This is a genomic window from Burkholderia catarinensis (assembly GCF_001883705.2).
In the GTDB taxonomy this organism is placed as follows: Bacteria; Pseudomonadota; Gammaproteobacteria; order Burkholderiales; family Burkholderiaceae; genus Burkholderia; species Burkholderia catarinensis.
The window spans coordinates 44,409-60,869 of record NZ_MDEQ02000036.1 but is presented as its reverse complement, the minus strand read 5'-3'; the positions used below and the strand labels follow the sequence as shown (position 1 = coordinate 60,869).

The following is a 16,461-nucleotide window of genomic DNA, read 5'->3' as shown; positions in this document are numbered from 1 at the left end:
CGTGAACGTCGCGTTCATGGTCGGCCTCGTCGGGGCAGTGGCCGCGAGCACGAATTCCCCGGTGCTCGCGATGTCGATCTTCTGGCGCGGGATGACGACGCGCGGCGCGGTGCTCGGCGGCGGGCTCGGCCTCGTGTCGGCAGTGACGCTCACGGTGCTGTCGAAGTCGGTATGGGTCGACGTGCTGCACCACGCGCACGCACCGGTGTTCCTCGACAACCCGGCGCTCGTGTCGGTGCCGCTCGCGTTCATCGGGATCGTCGTCGGCTCGCTCGCGGATCGCGGCGAGCGTGCGCGGCGCGAGCGCGACGCGTTCGCGCAGCAGGAGTTCTACGCGCAGACGGGCGTGCTGGCCGGGCGCGCCGTGCAGCACTGATTAATCAGACGAATGCGCCTATCAGTCCGGATCGCCGGACGGATATTTTCCGGAAATCCGGTGAGCAACGACGAGCAGCCATCCGTTGGTCGTTTGATGAGGCAATACGCGGGCGACACAAGACGACCGGTCTACCTCGATAGGGAAACACTGATTTATCAGGCTCGGCGGTCATCGATGATGGTTCCGAGGATGTTGTAAAAGGAAGCTCACGGAACGGACCCAGGACCATGAAGCGGTAGATAGGCTTTGCAGAAGCGGAAAGTGCGGGGAAGAAGCGTGTGACGAAGCGGCAGCGCTTCCTGGCAGAGATGGAGAGCGTCGTCCCATGGCAGCGTTTGCTGTCGGCCATCGAGCCGTACTACCCGAAGGGTGAGCGAGGCCGACCGCCGATCGGCTTGGAACGGATGCTGCGGATCTACTTCCTGCAACAGTGGTACGGATTGTCGGACGAAGGGCTGGAAGACGCGCTGTACGACAGTATTGCAATGCGTGCCTTCGGAGGCATTGATCTGGCGATCGAGGACGTGCCGGATGCGACCACGCTGCTGAAGTTCCGTCGTCTGCTGGTCGAGCACGACCTGACGCGCAAGCTGTTCGACGAGATCGGCATTTCGTTGTGCGAGCGCGGGTTGCTGATGAAGGAAGGCACGTTGGTCGACGCGACGATCATCGCGGCACCACCGTCGACTGAAAATGCCGAGAAGAGTCGTGACCCGGAGATGCATCAAACGAAGAAGGGAAACGAATGGTACTTCGGTATGAAAGCCCACATCGGTGTCGACGCCGATTCGGGTCTGGTTCATAGCGTGGTTGGCACGTCGGCCAACGTATCGGATGTTTCGCTGGCTCACGCTCTGTTGCACGGGCATGAGCAGGAGGCGTTTGGCGATGCCGGTTACGCTGGCGTGGACAAACGCGACGAGATGAATGGCAAGCCGGTGAAGTGGCGCGTGGCTATCAAGCGCGGAAAGATCAAGGCGATGCGAGACGGTGCGCTGAAGGACTTGTTGGTCGAGATCGAGCGAACCAAGGCGCAGATCCGTGCGCGGGTCGAGCATCCGTTTCATATCGTCAAGAACCTGTTCCACCATCGTAAGGTGCGCTACAAGGGACTCGCCAAGAACACGGCGCAATTGTTCAGCCTGTTCGCGTTGGCGAACCTGGTGATTGCGAAAAACCTGCTGCGCTCGGCTCCTAGGGGGAATCCGTCATGTGCATGAAAAATGCGAGAAGTGGGCCCCGTATCCGAGCAAAACCCATCTCGATCGCCATCGAATTCCTTCGTCATTCTGAAAATTGCAAGCTGACTCGTCGCTAACGACAGCAACGAGCCTATTGAGCAGCGCTTCCCTAGCTCATGTCCTGATGGCAGGCGCGTTGCGCAAGGCCGCGACCAGTTTGCGTCCGGCGTCCTCGATGTGCCTCGCAAGGATGGTGCAAGCATGTTCCAGATCGCGGGCGCGCAGCGCGCCGAGGATTGCCATATGCTCGGCGCGGCTATTGGGGCTGTGGCTCATCACGTCATATTGGTATCGCAGGTACCTGTCCGCCTGCATATGTAGTGCATCGAGCGTCACGAGCAAACGCTGGCGATTGCCCTTTTCGTAGAGCGTGCGGTGAAAGAGCCAGTTTACGTGGCTCTGCTTCGCCGGATCGTTGCCGAGGTGCTCGACCTCGTCGATCAGATCCTCTGCCTCACCCAGCACGCTCTTCGTCAGGAAGGGAAACGCCATTTCCAGCGCGAGCGGCTCCAGACGCGAACGCATCATCCATAAGTCCTCGGCTTCGTCGGCTTGCAGCGGAGCCACCATCAGGCCGCGCTTGCCTTCCTGGCGGGCCAGCCCGTCAGCCTTGAGGCGCACCAGTGCTTCACGGATCGGGATCCGGCTCACGCCATATTTGGCTGAGAGATTCTCCTGAATCAGCGGTGTTCCAGGCGGTAATTCGCCGCGCAGAATGTCCTCGCGAATCGCTTCGGCAACCAACGTGGTTGGGGGACGCAATGCTCACCTCCTGATTAATTTTTTGTCTTGCCAATTGTATCTTGGCGACGATATGCTACAAATGTATCCAATCAACCTAATTGGATACATTTCAGATTGGAAGCGTTGCGACGTCCTCAGTGAGGGCGGCGAATCCCGGGGTGCCGCGCGCTGCTGCGGTGGGGAGCGATTCCAGGGACTGATGGTTTTCAAGCAAGAACCAGGCCCAACCGCCAAGCGTCACGGGAAGCCCTTAAAAAATTCGCAGGAGAACACCAGTTGAAACGAGCACACTCATCCAGCGTACTTAAGCTTTCGCTTACCGCCACGATTTCGTTGCTGGTGGTTGCCGTCGCGACAGTAGCGCGTGCCGATCAGGTCGTCGTGAAGATCGGCAGCGTCGAACCGCTGACCGGTGGCATCGCACATCTTGGTAAAGATAACGAAAATGGTGCGCGTCTTGCCGTGGAAGAAATCAACGCAAAGGGGCTGACGATCGGCGGCCGTTCCGTCACGTTGCAGCTCGACGCGCAGGACGATGCGGCCGACCCACGCACTGCCACGCAAGTAGCTCAGAAGCTCGTCGACGACAAGGTCGTTGCCGTCGTCGGTCATCTGAACTCTGGCACGTCGATTCCGGCCTCGAAGATCTATAGCGACGCCGGCATTACGCAGATCTCGCCGTCATCGACCAATCCTGTCTATACGCAGCAGGGCTTCAAGACCACCTTTCGGGTCGTAGCCACGGACGCGCAGCAAGGCCCTGCACTGGCCAACTACGCGAAGAAACTGGGCACCATCCACCGGGTCGCGATCGTCGACGATTCCACCGCCTACGGCCAGGGTTTGGCTAACGAATTCGAGAAGCGCGCGAAGGAACTGGGGCTTACCGTGCTGTCGCACGATGCCACGAGCGACAAGGCCGTCGATTTCCGCTCGGTGCTCACCAAGATCAAGGGCGAGACGCCCGACGCGATCATGTATGGAGGTTCGGACGCGACCGGCGGCCCGTTCACGAAGCAGGCGAAGCAACTCGGCTTGCGCGTACGCGTTTTCACGGGCGACGGCGTCTGCACGGAATCGCTGGCCAATCTCGCTGGCGACGCGACCGAGAACGTCGTGTGTTCGCAAGCCGGCGCGGCAATCGAGACGATGCCGGGCGGGGCGGCGTTCCAGACGAAGTACAAGAAGCGCTTCGGGCAGGTCGTCGAATACGATGCGCCGTTCGCCTATGACGCCGTGAACATCATTGTCGATGCGATGAAGCGCGCGAAGTCCACCGACGCGGCCAAGGTTCTCGCGGCGATGCCGGCTACCGACTACCACGGCGTGATCGGTGAAACCACGTTCGACTCCCATGGCGATCTCGCGCGCGGCGTGATTTCGTTGTATGTCTATAAGGCAGGCAAGAAGACGTTTCTCGACCAGGTGAAGATGTAACCGGGGATATGGCCGAGATCGCGAAATCAAGAAATTTGGCACAGTGAATCGGTTTCGGCTGAACTGCGGATCTTTTTTAAGGAGAGCCGTTGTGTCCGTAATGACGTATTGCGAATTTCGCGATCAGCTCAGGAGAGCGCAGCTGACCGCTCGGGAATTCGCGAATCTAGTAAGGATGAATGAGAATTCCATAACGAACTATTCGCAGAAGGGAGTGGTTCCATCACATCTCGCGGTGATTGTGTTGCTGATGGGCGAGATGGCGAATCATCAGATCGAGTTTCGCGACATTATCAGGCAGATGGAAATCACGCACAAGAAACCGCGTGGCGCGCCAGTCAAGCGAGGTCTCGCTGCGACCAAATCGGCGCTGCAGGGTTGAGTTGTCCATCACGCCTCTGTGGCATGCGTACCGCAGGCCGTTGTTCGGTTTTCACGTCAAAGAGCAAGTCGAAATTATTTGCGCATATAAGAAATTCTATTTTCAATCAGAATTGCGAGGGCTAATCGTGGTCGACCAAATCGAAGTAGGCGACTCTAAGTTTTCGTTAAGTAAGGAAGAGATAGAGGATTTTAATCGGAATGGCTATATTGGGCCGTTCGATGCTTACCCCAGCGACGAGATGGAGGCCAGTCTCCAGGCGTTGCGGCCCAAGTTACTCAACACGAAAAAAGCCATTTACAGCCAGGAAAAATCCATTTCCGGGGTGACCAACCTGGCCAATTATGATCGCCACCTTGATGTCGACTTCCTAGCATCGCACATCATGCGCCCTGAAATCACCGACCGGGTAGCGAGCATTCTCGGCCCGGACGTGTTGTGCTGGCGCACGGAATTCTTTCCGAAGTACCCCGGCGACGAGGGCACGGACTGGCATCAGGCGGACAATTTTTCCAACGTGGCCGGCTCCAAGCATCCGCAAATCGTGTGGCCCGAGGATGCGCAGTTCGGCGGTACCATCACGGTCTGGTCGGCTTTCACGGAAGCGGGCGTCGAGAACGGTTGCCTACAGTTTATTCCCGGCACGCATCGCACCATGAACTACGATGAGTCGAAGGCCATGGAATATCGCGAGGATGCCATCAACAATATCGAAAAGCAGGGCGTCCGCCGCGGCTTTTTCGGCTACGACTATCGGCAGCTTCAAAAGGATCCGAATTGGAGCCCGGACGAAAGCCAGGCCAAATCGATGGTCATGCGCCAAGGCCAGTTCATCATCTTCTGGTCGACGCTGATGCACGCCTCGCATCCGCATAGCGGGCTGACCGACAAGATGCGTCTGGGCTTCGCCGCGCGCTATCTACCCAATTCGGTGCGCGTCTATCCGTACTCCAACACGCTGGAGGAATTCGGCGGCAGCGCCAACCTCGACAAGTTTGGCTGTGTGCAGGTGGCTGGCCAAGACACCTTCGGCCACAACCATTTCGTCAGCGAGAACGTCAACGGTTTCCGTTTCCGGGCACGCTAATCCAGAATGGAACAAACATCATGAGCAATCGGAACGATATCGCCGACGTCCAGGCTTGGTTAGTGGATACCTGCAGTGCTCTGGGTCTGCGGGTCGAGAATGCCGACAGCGATTTCTTCGAATCAGGCGGGACATCCATCACCGCGGTCAAGCTGTTGTCACGGGTGGAAGGGCACTTCGGCGAAGATGCGCTGACGCCGGAGGCACTGTTCGAGCAGAGCCGTCTCTCCGACATCGCGAGCCACATCGTGCAGCATCTTGAGACGCGCGCCTCGTGACGGAGCCACGCTCCCGGCAAGGGGGCCCGGATCCGTCACGCTGGTGTCTGATTCCGCGACCCGTTGCCGATCCTCGCCTGCGGCTGATCTGTTTTGCTTATGCCGGCGGCAGCGCCGACCTGTTCCGGAGTTGGGTCGAGTATCTCGACCTCGATGTCGAACTGGTGGCGGTGCGTCTTCCCGGCCGGGGCATGCGTCTGCGCGAGTCGCTCTATAGCGAGTGGCCTGCGTTGGTCGAGGATTGCACGAGCGTTCTCGCACCGTATCTCGGCGAGCCGCACGCGCTGTTCGGGCATAGCTTCGGCGGTCGGCTCGCCTACGAGATCGCGCAGCGGGCCCGCTCGATGGTGCCGCCGGGCACGTGCCGGCGGCTTTTCCTCGGCGGTTGCCGCAGTCCCGACAGTCCGCAGGTTCGGCCTTACCTGCATGATCTGCCGGAATCGGAGTACCGCGTCGCAGTGCGCACAATGGGGGGCACGCCAGCCGAGGTGTTCGAGAACGAGCGGCTGATGACGCTGATGCTGCCCGCCTTGCGCGCCGACATGCGGCTCGCGGAGCTATGGGGCGACTGGCACCGGACGCCGCTCAATGTACCGCTGCACGTCTATTACGGCCAAGCGGATCCGATCGATGGCGAAGCTAGCGTGGCCGGCTGGCGAAGCTTCACCACTTCCGGATGCGAGCTGTTCGGTATCGACGGGGCGCATTTTTTTCTCGATAGCCATCGCGAACTGTTGCTTGCACACATGGCCACTCGTTTGAGGAGCTAGCCCGATGAAATCGCTTCGCTATGATGAAGCCGCGCTTTCGCTTCACGAGCGGATCAATCAGACGTTCGTGCCATATCCGGACGACGCGAGCGTCGGAGAATTGTTCGAGGACGCCGCCGCGCGCTGGCCCGACGAGGAAGCCGTGATCACGGCAACCCGAACCTGCACCTATCGCGAACTGAACGACTGCGCCAACGCTCTGGCGTGGCGCCTGATCTCGCAGGATGTGCGCCCGGGTGACGTAGTCGCGCTGAGCCTGCCGCGCGGTGCGGATCTGATTGTCGCGCTGGTGGCGATACTCAAGGCAGGCGCGGCCTATCTGCCGCTTGACGAGGCATGGCCCACGCAGCGGCTCGCTCATCTGGTCGGGCAGACCGCCTGCCGGCATGTGCTCTGCGGCGCATCCGGCGTGATGAACGCGGCATTCGAGACATGCCGCGTGGTGCCGATGTCGCTCGACGAGCTTCGAGAGGAGGGCCGGTGCGAGGCGCCTCACGGGCTGGCAACGGCAGAGTCGATTGCATATATCAACTTCACCTCAGGTTCCACCGGACAACCCAAGGGCGTGCCGATAGAGCACTGCGGGATCGCGCGCCTCGTGTTCGGCGCGCGTTATGCGCGACTCGATCGCAAGAGCCGCGTCCTGCACATGGCGTCGGTCGCGTTTGATGCCGCCACCTTCGAGATCTGGGGGCCGCTGCTCAATGGCGGCGCCTGCATCGTCTACGAGGACGGCTTCGTGCGAGCCTCACGCCTGCGCGAGCTAATCGAGCGCCAGCGGGTCAACCTGCTGTTCCTGACGACGGCGCTGTTCAACGCGCTGGTCGACGAAGCTCCCGCGACACTTGCGAGCGTGTCAACCGTCCTGACCGGTGGCGAGGCGCACTCGCTGCATCACATGGGCGAAGCGCTACGCCGCTACGGCGTGGACCGGATCGTCAGCGTCTACGGTCCGACGGAATGCACGACGTTCACGACATGGTATCCCGTGCGCGAAATCCGGGCCGACGAGACCATGTTGCCGATCGGGCTGCCGATCCAGAACACGCGCATCTATCTCGTCGATCAGGATTCGCTTTGCGGGGCCGGCGAGCCCGGCGAAATATGCGTAGCCGGGCCGGGCCTGACGCCGGGCTATCTAGATATGCCGGACATCACTCGCGAGCGTTTTGTGGAGTACGACATCGGCGGGCGGCACGAGCGTCTCTACCACACCGGCGACATCGGCTACCTGCGCGAGGACGGCGTGCTTGTCTTCAAGGGGCGCAAGGACGATCAGGTGAAGATCAACGGCTTCAGGATCGAGTTCGGCGAAATCTCGTTTCATCTGCAATGCAGGCCTGAAGTGCGGCGCAGCTACGTGACCATGCATGACAACGGCATCGAGAAGCGGTTGGTGGCGTTCGTCGTACCCGAACACGAAAGCTGCCGCCCCGAACAAATCCGCGCCGGATTGGCCGAGGTGCTGCCCGCGTACATGGTGCCGGCGCAAATCCATCTTTGCGATGATCTGCCGATGTCGGCCAACGGCAAGATCGATCATCGACATCTTAAACAGACATTGGAGTGATCGAGCATGAGTCTGAGCAAACGCGCCCAATATTTCCAGGACGTGCTGGCGAACCGCGGTCTGGAGATGGTAGTTCTCGAACTGCCCGCCTCGACGCGTACCGCCGACGACGCCGCCCAGACGCTCGGCTGCCAGAAGGCGCAGATCGTCAAGTCGCTGGTGTTTCGATCGATGGAGGACGACCGGCCGGTGGTGGTGCTCGCCAGCGGGCCGAATCGCGTGAACGAGGAGGTGATTTCGCAATTGATCGGCGCGAAAATCGTCAAGGGCGACGCCGACTTCGTCAAGGAGGCGACTGGCTTTGCGATCGGCGGCGTACCACCGCTCGGGCACAGGGAGGAGGTCGCGCTCCTGGTGGACGAGGATCTGCTCAAGTTCGACGAACTCTGGGCGGCGGCCGGTACGCCGAACGCGGTCTTCAAGATCTCGGGCCGCTTCACGGACATCCTGCCCCCGCATCGCGTGGTCTCGGTGAAATGACAAAGCACGCCCATGTCTAGTCCCTATCCGGCCGAGCAATACCACGCGTTCGCCGCCGAGGTTCGCGAGCGGCTGCGCGCCTGCCTGCTGCCCGAGGCCGAGGCCGCCGAGGCGCGCGGCCATCTTCCGCGAGCCGTCTGGCGCGCTTTGGCCAGCGCGGAATTGCTAGATTTTCCGCTGGAAGGCGAAGGCTTTGTGCGTAGCGCCGTGTTTCTCGAGGAACTGGGGCGCCTCGGTTACGCGGGCGTGCGTGCAGCCGTCGGTGTGCATGTGTTCATGGCCGCATCCTACCTCGCGTGGTTCGGCAACGACGCGCAGCGTGAACGTTATCTCGCGAGAATGCGCAACGGCACGGCCGTGGCCGCGCTTGCCATTACCGAGGATCAGGCGGGCAGCGACCTGAGCGGTCTGCAATGCACCGCCGAGGCGGCCGGAGACGCGTGGCGCATCAACGGTACGAAACGCTTCATCTCCAACGGTTCGCAGGCCGCGCTGATCGTCGCGCTTGTTCGGAGCAACGCGCAGCGGCATGCGCTTGGCGGGTGCAGCCTGATGCTGGTCGATGCCGACGCGCCCGGCGTTACGCGCATGCCGCTGAACCTGCTGGGATGGCGCAGCGCCGACGTCTGTGATATCCGCTTCGAGAACGTCGCGGTGCCCCACGATAATGTGCTCGGCAAGACCGACAAGGCGTTCACCTATCTGATGCGATGCCTCGATTTCGAGCGCATGGTGGCTGGCATGCTTGCGCTCGGTGGCGCCGCGTACAGCATCCGGCTCGGCGATCGCTTCGTGCGTCAGCGCATGGTGCGCAGCGCGCCGCTGAGCGCGAATCAATCAATCAGGCACGAACTGGCCGATCTGATCGCCGAACTGCGGCTGCTTCGCAGTTTCGGTTATCGACTGGTCCAGCAGTATGCGGGCGGAAAACTTGGCAGCGGCGACGCGGCGATCCTGAAGCTACGCAGCACCGAGCTCGCAAAGCGCGCGGCGCATCTGGGCGCGCAGTTTCACGGCGCGCGCGGCTACCAGTCGGAATCGGATGTCGCGCGGCTCTATCGCGATGCGACGGCTGGAACGATTGCTGCCGGCGCGAGCGAACTCATGCGCGAGATCATCTTCGACAGCGTCGACTCGGAGTCTCTGCTCGACTGAGCGTGCCGGGCGCGCCGCCCGGCTTGCAGTGCCTTGAGGCCACTTTTCCTTTCTTGCGCGCGGAGCATGTCATGTGGTTGATACAAGTGGCCGTCGTCGTTCTGGTTTGCAACGGCTGCGGCGCAATCGCCGAGCTGATGGGGCAATGCAAAGTGATCGGCGAGATCGTCGGCGGCATCCTACTGGGCCCGCTCGCACTGCATGACTTCACGGCGTTTCGGTTCAAGCTCGGGGGCCTGGCATTCCTGGCGAGTCGTCACTGGACGCTCCAGTTACCGCACGACATCCCGTATTTCCGCCCAGCGGATAAACCCCCTCAGTAACCGAAACGAAAGTGCTGACACGGTTGGACGGTGCATAGCTTGCGAAGCCAACCAATTTGCAATCCGATTGGCAGTCAATTCGGACATCTTCAGCGGGCGCAGTTCAGCCAGTGCGCCTGGGTGCGTTGTTCCTCTTCCGCGTTTTTTGGGGAGACCACCCACCTGAGCGTGTTGCAGATGGTCGAGGTAATGCCGCTCACTCCAAAACGGTCTACGAACTTCCACGTACGGGTCCTATGCCTCGCCGAAAGTAACGTCTCGCCGCCGCGCCTCAACTTGTCGAGCCTCGTGGGCGGCTTGCTGTTCCGCTCGCAATTCGCGCGGATCCTTACCATCGTCGACAAGCGTTTTCAGTCGGGCGGCTTCGGTGCGTGCCCGACCTAAATCCCAGGCTCTGACGTTTCCGATGGGTACGCGAACCGTTTTGCCGAACAGGCGCGACTCGAATATGTAGGATCGCGCGCCCGCGGCTGTGACGCGCAGGCCGAGACCAGGCGCTTTCGCATCCCAGTAGATCGTTTGCTGCTTGCCGGGCTCGCACTGAAGCCCCTCGACTCGAGTGACCGTGAAGTTTTGTTTGGTCATGTGCCGTCCACGTAGGCGCCGTGTAGGCAAATGCTGCGGAAGTCGATCTACGTCAGTCAATCTGAAATTCGGAGGGTTTCCCACAGAATCCTTGTAGAGTGGGTTTGTCAGTGCTTGCATGGATGTCGATCCATGCCGAGGAATATAAAGACACTCGGATTCCGGATCCGGATGTTTGAGGGTGCTCAGGGTATTTTGGATGAATTGCCCGTGTAGGCGGCGAACCTGTATCCGACGCAAAGAAGTGAAGCCGTTGTCGCCCGCGCACTTGCCCAGGCATCGATAGCGCTATCCCATCTGCCGGGGAGTTGCAGGAAATATCCTTTCACCGGGGGACGGGAGGCGGCGGCGAATGCGGAGCAAACGGATTACAAACCTGCTTTGCGACCCAGCTTCACAAGCTCGATCACCGTCGAGACCAGCCCGGCCAGCAGCAGGGCGGCAAGGATCAGATAGCTCGGCGTCTCCCGGATCACGGCCGCGATCGGGTTGTTGCTCACCGGAGACGCAGTTACAACGATCAAGCCATAGACGACGAACCATCCGTTCAGAATGGTCAGGGCGATAGTGGCTGTCAGCAGTCCGAAAACCCGCACCACGCAGCCACGGTCGGTGACACGCACTTACTGGGCGCCGCGCAGTCGATAGCCGACGCCACGCATCACTTCGGGCATCCCGGGCGCGCCGGCGCATTCGAGCTTCTTGCGCAGCCGGCTGATATGGCTGTCGACGGTACGTTCCTGCGCATCGACGTCGGCGAGGCAGGCGTCGATCAGTTCACTGCGCGTGAACACGCGGCTTGGCGAGCCGGCCAAGTGGGCGAGCAGCCGGAATTCGGTCAGTGTCAGCGCGACGCTGGTTTCTCCGGTGTTCGTGCGGACCGTGGTCAGATAGCTTTGCGTATCGACTTCAAGGTTGCCGACCTTGATGAAGCGTCCCGAGGCGGCCGTCTCGATGCGACGCAGGATCGCACGGATGCGCGCGGCCACCTCGGCCGGATTGAACGGCTTTGTGATGTAGTCGTCCGCACCGAACCGCAGCCCCTGCAAGCGATCGATCTCGCGGTCGAGCGACGTGATGACGACGATCGGCGTGTCGCTCCGGCGGCGCAGTTCGACCAGGACTTCCCAGCCGTCCTTCTGCGGCATCCTGACGCCGAGCAGGATCAGGTCGGGCTTCAGCACGGGCTGCACGTCGAGCACGGCGTGGCCGTGACCGATGCGGTAGGTGCGAAAGCCGTCGTGAGCGAGGCAGGCGTCGAGTATGTCGGCGATCTCCGGATCGTCTTCGGCAATGAGTATCAGAGGGTTCATCGGGTTCACTGGAAGGGAGCGTAACCGGCAGGCGGGCCGGCGGTGCGGCACGTGCGCCGCCGGGCTTCACCGTGCTTTCAGTCGTCGCGAACGGACGGGCGACGACCCATGGCTCAGTTGTTCGCCACGCTGTTGGCGAGAGGCACGTCGGTGTCGGTCAGGCCGCCACCGAGCGCCTTGTAGAGCGCGACCGCGTTGTCCAGTTCGGCGTTGCGCAGATCCAGCAATGTCTGACGCGCGGCGTACAGCTGTCGCTGCGAGTCGAGCAGTTCCAGCCGATCCTCGATGCCGGCGCGATAACGCAGGTTTACGAGATCGGTGCGGCGCTCGGCGCTCTTGACGACCCGGGTTTGCGCGTCGATCTGGCGGCTGAAGGTCTCGCGCCCGGCGAGGCCGTCGGCCACTTCGCGGAACGCGGTCTGGATCGCGCGTTCGTACTCGGCGACCGCGCTGGACTTGCGCACTTCCGCGAGATTCAGTTCGGAACGCAGCCGGCCGCCCTGGAAGATCGGCAACGTGACCTGCGGCGCGAAGCTCCACACGCGCTGGCCGCCGTCGAACAGGCTGCCCAGCCCCGGGCTGAGGAAGCCGATCGACGAGGTCAGCGACAGGCGCGGGAAGAATGCCGCGCGCGCCGCGCCGATGTCGGCGTTGGCGGCGACGAGATTCTGCTCGGTCTGCTGGATGTCCGGCCGGCGGTACAGCAATTCCGACGGCAGTCCGGCCGGCAGTTGCGTCATCACCGGCTGGCGTTCCAGCGACAGCGGGTCGGGCAGGTTCTTCGGCAGGTCGGTGCCGACCAGCAGCCGCAGCGCGTTGCCCGCCTGCTCGACGGCGCGCGAACGCGCTTCGAGATCGGCACTGGCGCTCGCGACCTGGCCTTCGGCCTGCGCGATGTCGACGCCGCTGGCCTGGTCCGCGAGCTTGAGCCGGCGCGCGAGATCGAGCGACTGACGCCAGTCGTTCAGCGTGCGTTCGGACAGCGCGCGCTGTTCCTGCGCGAGGCGCTCGGCGAAATACGCGTTGGCCACGGAGCCGACGAGCGCGATCTGCACCGCGCGGCGGCCGTGATCGGTCGCGAGGTAGCGCGCGAACGCCGCATCGGATAGCGACTTCACGCGTCCGAACAGATCGATCTCGAATGCGCTGACACCGATGTTCACGCCGTACTGGTTCTGCGTGTTTTCGAGCAGCGGCGGGTTGGATTGCGAGTCGGCCGCCGTGCGCTGGCGCGTGAAGCTCGCGCCGGCGCCGATCGACGGCAGGCGCGCGGAACGCTGGATTCCGTACTGCGCTTCGGCAGCCTGGACGTTCAGCGCGGCCAGGCGCAGGTCGCGGTTGTTGTCGAGTGCGAGCTCGATCAGGCGCTGCAGGCGACGGTCGCCGAACATCGTGCGCCAGCCGAGATCGGCCGCGTTTGCGTGCTGATCGGCCGCGGCAACGGTCGTATAGGCGGTCGGCACCGGCATCTCGGGCTTGACCAGCTTCGGCGCCATCGAGCACGCCGATAGCGCGAGGGCGGCGGAAACCGCAGCGGAAAGAATAAGCAATCGCATGGCATCAACCTTCTTGTTCGTGGGTCACGGTGGCGGGCTTCTTGCCGGGTGCCAGCCATGCCGAGATGCGTTCCTGGATGCTCATCACGAACACGAAGAAAACCGGAACGAAGAAAATGGCCAGCACGGTGGCGGTGATCATGCCGCCCAGCACGCCGGTGCCGATCGCGTGCTGCGTCTCGGAGCTGGCGCCGGAGGCGATGACGAGCGGCACCACGCCGAGCCCGAACGCGAGCGACGTCATCAGGATCGGGCGCAGGCGCAGCTTCGACGACAGCACGGCAGCCTCGATCAGCCCCTTGCCTTCCTCGCGCAACTGCTTTGCGAATTCGACGATCAGGATCGCGTTCTTCGCCGACAGGCCGATCACGGTGATCATCCCGACCTTGAAGAACACGTCGTTCGGCAGCCCGCGGAGCATCACGGCGCCGAGTGCGCCGATCAGGCCGAGCGGCACCACCAGCATCACCGACAACGGAATCGCCCAGCTCTCGTAGAGCGCCGCGAGCACCAGGAACACGACGATCATCGACAGCGCCATCAGCATCGGCGCCTGCGATGCCGACTCGCGCTCCTGCAGCGACTGGCCGGTCCAGGCAACCGTGAAGCCCGGCGGCAACTGCGCGGCCAGACGCTCCATCTCGGCCATCGCCGCGCCGCTGGAGTAGCCGGGTGCCGAACCGCCGGAGATGCGCGCGGACGGATAACCCTGGAAGCGCACCATCTGAAGCGGGGCTTCCGACCAGACCGGACGCACCACTTCGGACAGCGGCACCATGCCGCCGGTCGCGTTGCGCACGTAGAGCTTCATCACGTTTTCGATCTGCATGCGTGCCGGCGCATCGGCCTGGATGATCACCTGCTGCATGCGGCCTGCGTTCGGAAAGTCGTTCACGTAGGTCGAACCCATCGCGGCCGACAGCGTGTCGCTGATGCTCGTGAACGACACGCCGAGCGCTTCGGCCTTGTCGCGGTTGATGTCCAGCTTCACGCTCGTACCGGTCGGCAGGCTGTCCGGATAGACGCCGGTCACCACCTTGCTTTGCGCGGCCAGTTCGAGCAGCCTGGTTTCAGCCGCCTTGAGCGCCGCGTAGCCCTGGTTGGCGCGATCCTGCAGGCGCATCGTGAAGCCCGAGCTGGTGCCCAGCCCGTCGATCGCCGGCGGCAACAGGCTCATGACCGTGCCTTCTGTGACACCGCCCATCGCTGCCTGCGCGTGCATCGCTTCTTCCAGCGTGGACGAACCCTCGCGCTTGTCCCAGTCCTTGAGCACTGCGTAGTTCAGTGCCGCATTGGAGCCGAGGCCGGAGAAGCCGTAGCCGATGATGGAGATGCTCGACTCGATGGCCGGACGCGACGCGAGATGCTTCTCGAGCGCCTTGACCACGTCACCCGTGCGCTCGACGGTCGAATCCGCCGGGAGCAGGAAGCCGGTCATGAAGTAGCCCTGGTCTTCCTCGGGCAGGAACGATGACGGCAGCATGCGGAAGCCGAACACCAGCGCGGCGGAAATCGCGACGAACACCAGCATCACGCGCCCGGTGCGGCCGACCAGCCGGCCGACGCGCGTTTCGTACCATTGCGTGAGGCGGTCGAAGCGGCGGTTGAACCAGCCGAAGAAGCCGCGCTTTTCATGGTGCCCGTGTTCGACCGGCTTGAGCATCGTCGCGCACAGGGCCGGCGTCAGCGTCAGCGCGAGCAGGGCCGAGAACAGGATCGACACGGCCATCGACAGCGTGAACTGCTGATAGATCACGCCGACCGAGCCGCTCGACATCGCCATCGGCAGGAACACGGCCGTCAGCACCAGCGTGATGCCGATGATTGCGCCCGTGATTTCCTTCATCGCCTTGATCGTCGCGTCCTTCGGCGACAGGCCTTCTTCCACCATCAGGCGTTCGACGTTCTCGACGACGACGATCGCATCGTCGACGATGATGCCGATCGCGAGCACCATGCCGAACATCGTCAGCACGTTGATCGAGAAGCCTGTCATCAGCATGATCGTGAAGGTGCCGAGCATCGCCACCGGCGCGACGATCGCCGGGATCAGCGTGTAGCGCACGTTCTGCAGGAACAGGTACATCACCAGGAACACGAGCACCATCGCCTCGAGCAGCGTGTGAATCACCTTCTCGATCGAGATCTTCACGAACGGTGCGGTATCGAACGGGATCGAGTAGGTCATGCCGGACGGCATCGTCTTGGCGATCATGTCCAGTTGCTCGCGCACGGCCTCCGCGGTCTTCACCGCGTTGGCGCCCGGCGCCAGTTGCACGCCGGCGAAGGTGGCGGGTTTGCCGTTCTCGCTGTTGACGAAGGTGAACGCCTGCGGGCCGAGTTCGACCCGCGCGACATCACCGAGCACGACCTTCGAGCCGTTCGCGTTCGCGCGCAGCACGATCTTCGCGAACTGCTCCGGCGACGTGAGCTGACCTTGCGCGGTGAGCGGCACCGTGACGCGCTGGCCCGGCCGCGCGGGCGCCGCACCGAGGCTGCCCGGGGCGATCTGCACGTTCTGCTGGCTGACGGCCGTCGTCAGGTCGTTCATCGACAGGCCGTAGGTGATCAGTTTCTGCGGATCGACCCAGATGCGCATCGCCTGTTCGGAGCCGAACAGTTGCACCTTGCCGACGCCTTCGACACGTCGCAGATCCTCGACGACGTTGCGGGCCATGTAGTCAGCAAGCGCGTTTTCGTCGTAGCGGCCGCTTTCCGACTTGAGGCCGACGAACAACAGGAAGCCCGTGGCGGCCGACTGCACGATCACGCCGTTTTGCCGCACGACGGGGGGCAGGCGCGGTTCGACGGACTTGAGCTTGTTCTGTACTTCGACCTGCGCCATCGCCGAATCGGTGCCGGGCTTGAAGGTCGCGGTGATCTGCGCCTGCCCGGAGGTATCCGCGGACGATTCGAAGTAGAGCAGGTTTCGCACGCCGGACAGCTCGCGCTCGATGAGGCTCAGCACGCTGTCGCTCATCGTCTGCGGCGTGGCGCCCGGGTAGGTGGCGGTAATGGTGACGGTCGGCGGCGCGACCGACGGATAGCGCGCAACCGGCAGTTCGGGGATGGCGATCAGGCCCAGCAGGATGATGAAGAGGGCGATCACCCACGCGAAAACCGGGCGCCTGATGAAGAATTGGGACATGACTGGAGGCTCC

The 16,461-nt window shown here is 62.6% G+C and carries 15 protein-coding genes and 2 pseudogenes; 11 read left to right on the top strand and 6 right to left on the bottom strand.

What is annotated here, in order from left to right:
- Both actP and BFF94_RS34055 read left to right on the top strand, forming a co-directional pair.
- A pseudogene (actP, locus tag BFF94_RS34060) lies at positions 1–376 on the top strand (cation acetate symporter); the annotation flags it as partial.
- A gap of 242 nt (positions 377–618) precedes the next feature.
- A complete protein-coding gene (locus BFF94_RS34055; RefSeq protein WP_128841906.1) occupies positions 619–1,599 on the top strand; it encodes an IS5 family transposase in 981 nt (326 codons plus the stop codon).
- A gap of 135 nt (positions 1,600–1,734) precedes the next feature.
- On the opposite strand, the gene BFF94_RS34050 is transcribed toward BFF94_RS34055, so the two are convergent.
- Positions 1,735–2,382 (bottom strand): GntR family transcriptional regulator, encoded by a 648-nt coding sequence (locus BFF94_RS34050; RefSeq protein ID WP_128841907.1) that lies wholly within the window; start codon positions 2,380–2,382, stop codon positions 1,735–1,737.
- A gap of 309 nt (positions 2,383–2,691) precedes the next feature.
- Here BFF94_RS34050 and BFF94_RS34045 point away from each other — a divergent pair, with 309 nt between their 5' ends.
- From BFF94_RS34045 to BFF94_RS38050, 9 genes are all read left to right on the top strand, one after another.
- A complete protein-coding gene (locus tag BFF94_RS34045) occupies positions 2,692–3,801 on the top strand; it encodes a branched-chain amino acid ABC transporter substrate-binding protein (RefSeq protein ID WP_128841945.1) in 1,110 nt (369 codons plus the stop codon).
- A 100-nt stretch (positions 3,802–3,901) separates the two neighbouring features.
- Positions 3,902–4,183 (top strand): XRE family transcriptional regulator, encoded by a 282-nt coding sequence (locus BFF94_RS34040; RefSeq protein ID WP_372454363.1) that lies wholly within the window; start codon positions 3,902–3,904, stop codon positions 4,181–4,183.
- 127 nt (positions 4,184–4,310) lie between these two features.
- The gene (locus tag BFF94_RS34035; RefSeq protein ID WP_128841909.1) at positions 4,311–5,270 is read left to right on the top strand and encodes a chlorinating enzyme; all 960 of its coding nucleotides are present in this window, start codon (positions 4,311–4,313) and stop codon (positions 5,268–5,270) included.
- A 20-nt stretch (positions 5,271–5,290) separates the two neighbouring features.
- Positions 5,291–5,548, top strand: a complete 258-nt coding sequence (locus tag BFF94_RS34030) for a phosphopantetheine-binding protein (RefSeq protein WP_128841910.1) — start codon at positions 5,291–5,293, stop codon at positions 5,546–5,548.
- A complete protein-coding gene (locus BFF94_RS34025) occupies positions 5,545–6,318 on the top strand; it encodes a thioesterase II family protein (RefSeq protein ID WP_128841911.1) in 774 nt (257 codons plus the stop codon). Before BFF94_RS34030 ends, BFF94_RS34025 begins: the two co-directional genes overlap by 4 nt.
- A 4-nt stretch (positions 6,319–6,322) precedes the next feature.
- Complete coding sequence (locus BFF94_RS34020; RefSeq protein ID WP_128841912.1) at positions 6,323–7,888, top strand: amino acid adenylation domain-containing protein; 1,566 nt, start codon at positions 6,323–6,325, stop codon at positions 7,886–7,888.
- A gap of 6 nt (positions 7,889–7,894) precedes the next feature.
- Positions 7,895–8,368: a YbaK/EbsC family protein gene (locus BFF94_RS34015; protein ID WP_128841913.1), complete on the top strand. Its 474-nt coding sequence runs from the start codon at positions 7,895–7,897 to the stop codon at positions 8,366–8,368.
- 12 nt (positions 8,369–8,380) lie between these two features.
- Entirely contained in the window at positions 8,381–9,523 is a 1,143-nt protein-coding gene (locus tag BFF94_RS34010; RefSeq protein ID WP_128841914.1) for an acyl-CoA dehydrogenase family protein, read from the top strand.
- 71 nt (positions 9,524–9,594) lie between these two features.
- The gene (locus BFF94_RS38050; RefSeq protein WP_246637480.1) at positions 9,595–9,846 is read left to right on the top strand and encodes a hypothetical protein; all 252 of its coding nucleotides are present in this window, start codon (positions 9,595–9,597) and stop codon (positions 9,844–9,846) included.
- On the opposite strand, the pseudogene BFF94_RS34000 reads toward BFF94_RS38050, so the two are convergent.
- The 5 genes and pseudogenes from BFF94_RS34000 to BFF94_RS33980 all read right to left on the bottom strand — a co-directional run.
- Positions 9,820–10,431 (bottom strand): annotated as a pseudogene (locus BFF94_RS34000) (integrase arm-type DNA-binding domain-containing protein); the annotation flags it as partial. The gene BFF94_RS38050 and the pseudogene BFF94_RS34000 sit on opposite strands and share 27 nt — an antisense overlap.
- A gap of 368 nt (positions 10,432–10,799) precedes the next feature.
- Positions 10,800–11,054 (bottom strand): hypothetical protein, encoded by a 255-nt coding sequence (locus BFF94_RS33995; protein ID WP_128841915.1) that lies wholly within the window; start codon positions 11,052–11,054, stop codon positions 10,800–10,802.
- Positions 11,055–11,744, bottom strand: a complete 690-nt coding sequence (locus tag BFF94_RS33990) for a response regulator (RefSeq protein WP_128841946.1) — start codon at positions 11,742–11,744, stop codon at positions 11,055–11,057.
- A gap of 113 nt (positions 11,745–11,857) precedes the next feature.
- On the bottom strand, positions 11,858–13,300 hold the full coding sequence (locus tag BFF94_RS33985) for an efflux transporter outer membrane subunit (protein ID WP_128841916.1): 1,443 nt from the start codon (positions 13,298–13,300) through the stop codon (positions 11,858–11,860).
- 4 nt (positions 13,301–13,304) lie between these two features.
- Entirely contained in the window at positions 13,305–16,448 is a 3,144-nt protein-coding gene (locus BFF94_RS33980; protein WP_128841917.1) for a multidrug efflux RND transporter permease subunit, read from the bottom strand.
- Positions 16,449–16,461 lie beyond the last annotated feature (13 nt).

Excerpts from the sequence above, each read along its gene's own strand:
- BFF94_RS34040 (WP_372454363.1), top strand. The coding sequence starts at position 3,902 with ATGACGTATTGCGAATTTCGCGATCAGCTCAGGAGAGCGCAGCTGACC.
- BFF94_RS34030 (WP_128841910.1), top strand. The coding sequence starts at position 5,291 with ATGAGCAATCGGAACGATATCGCCGACGTCCAGGCTTGGTTAGTGGAT.
- BFF94_RS34020 (WP_128841912.1), top strand. The coding sequence starts at position 6,323 with ATGAAATCGCTTCGCTATGATGAAGCCGCGCTTTCGCTTCACGAGCGG.
- BFF94_RS34015 (WP_128841913.1), top strand. The coding sequence starts at position 7,895 with ATGAGTCTGAGCAAACGCGCCCAATATTTCCAGGACGTGCTGGCGAAC.
- BFF94_RS34010 (WP_128841914.1), top strand. The coding sequence starts at position 8,381 with ATGTCTAGTCCCTATCCGGCCGAGCAATACCACGCGTTCGCCGCCGAG.
- BFF94_RS38050 (WP_246637480.1), top strand. The coding sequence starts at position 9,595 with ATGTGGTTGATACAAGTGGCCGTCGTCGTTCTGGTTTGCAACGGCTGC.
- BFF94_RS33990 (WP_128841946.1), bottom strand. The coding sequence starts at position 11,744 with ATGAACCCTCTGATACTCATTGCCGAAGACGATCCGGAGATCGCCGAC.
- BFF94_RS33985 (WP_128841916.1), bottom strand. The coding sequence starts at position 13,300 with ATGCGATTGCTTATTCTTTCCGCTGCGGTTTCCGCCGCCCTCGCGCTA.
- BFF94_RS33980 (WP_128841917.1), bottom strand. The coding sequence starts at position 16,448 with ATGTCCCAATTCTTCATCAGGCGCCCGGTTTTCGCGTGGGTGATCGCC.